Here is a 359-nt window from a genome sequence, read left to right as displayed (position 1 = left end):
AGCCGTTGAAGCGCTCGATCGCCTGCTCGGCCTCCTCGTTCAGCCGGTCCACCTGCTCCTTGACGGAGGCGAGGGTGGGAGCGGGCTCGGCGTGGGCCGTGCCCGAGGCGAGCACCGCCCCGCCGGCCACGGCCGTGGTGAGGACCGCCAGGCGGGCCCGGCTCGGGGGGCTGGGCTTGCGACGCTTTCCCATGGCGGTGGGTGCTCCTTCGGGTGGCCTGCATGGACACTGAAGAAACGCTCCGGGGATCTTCGCGGGTTCAGCCCGGGGCACGGTGCGGCCCGAAAGGGCAGGGTGGGGGCAGGCCGGGAACCCTCCCCGCGCCGCCGCGCGGGGAGGGCGTCCCTGAGTGCCGGTC

At 74.9% G+C, this 359-nt stretch carries 1 pseudogene; it reads right to left on the bottom strand.

What is annotated here, in order from left to right:
* Positions 1-193 (bottom strand): annotated as a pseudogene (locus VR45_RS30215) (hypothetical protein); the annotation flags it as partial.
* Positions 194-359 lie beyond the last annotated feature (166 nt).

Source organism: Streptomyces sp. NRRL S-495, from assembly GCF_000966955.1.
Classification (GTDB): Bacteria; Actinomycetota; Actinomycetes; order Streptomycetales; family Streptomycetaceae; genus Kitasatospora; species Kitasatospora purpeofusca.
Note: the sequence above shows the minus strand (reverse complement) of the source record. Positions and strands in the feature narration are given on the sequence as shown.